This is a genomic window from Pseudoalteromonas sp. S554, from assembly GCF_005930865.1.
In the GTDB taxonomy this organism is placed as follows: domain Bacteria; phylum Pseudomonadota; class Gammaproteobacteria; order Enterobacterales; family Alteromonadaceae; genus Pseudoalteromonas; species Pseudoalteromonas marina.
Genome location: NZ_PNDV01000177.1, coordinates 1 through 959, shown reverse-complemented (window position 1 = coordinate 959; position 959 = coordinate 1). Strand labels below are relative to the sequence as shown.

The 959-nt window shown below is 40.5% G+C and carries 1 protein-coding gene; it reads right to left on the bottom strand.

The window, feature by feature from the left end:
- Positions 1–189: 189 nt before the first annotated feature.
- Positions 190–959 (bottom strand): hypothetical protein (locus CWB65_RS19560; protein WP_212750960.1); only part of this gene is annotated, 770 nt, incomplete at its 5' end.

Sequence of the window (959 nt, the reverse complement as noted above, 5' to 3'; positions counted from 1 at the left end):
CCAGCTCACCGACGACATTACTTGCTTCATCCTATGTATTAACTCGCTCTAATTCGAGCTAAAATAATTATGGCTTAAAAAGTTAGGCAAGGATCAGTGCGTTTAACTTGACAATGGGAGTCATACCAACGCCCGCATTTGCGGCTGGTTTGGAGCGCAGCGGAAAACCAGTCCGATAACATGCGCTTGTTATGTTTTTGGTAGTTTAAGCCCATGTTCAGCCTCTAGGTATTTAAGAACCTTATGTAGAGCCCTATATATGTTTAACTCATTAGCGCCAAATGGGTAGTACCCACTGATTAACTGTTCGGCTGGGATGTCTCGGGGTACGGTTTTCCGTTTGAATTCATTTTCACCATCGAAAAATTTGACTGGATAACGAAATGAGCGCCCTTCACTCTCAAGGTCACCCCAACTTCCATAATTTTGAATATTGCCATTGTAACACTCACTACCTATGATATTCTCGATATCAATTAATATATTTTTCAGAGGATCTATTTCTGCCCGAGTCCTTTGGATCGACTCATAGCTTGAGACTTTTTCTTGCACGTATTCAAGCTGCCCCCTAAAGTAATTTTCATTCTCTGTTCGAGCTTCAAGTATCAATTGGTTAAATAACTCGTCACCCTGTTTAGCGCTGATAAGTTCTTTTAATTCAGCGATGGCTTCTAGCTCATCTTGAATAGAGGAGAAACGCTCTTCCCATGTGTCGAAACTTTCCTTGGCTTCTTGAATTAAGGACTCTTTTTCTTCATCAGAAACACATGAATAATCCAGCGCCACGAAATTCCTGTATGCATCAAGTTCTTCCTTGACTGTATAGGTTTGCATTTCCTTGTCGTCAGGCCAGACTTCTTTTGCAGCAGCTCTAATATCATCGATTACTGAGTCAGGAATTGGCATTTGATCTCCTTGAAACATAACAATTTTGTCTAAGACATTTGTCGTTTTATAAA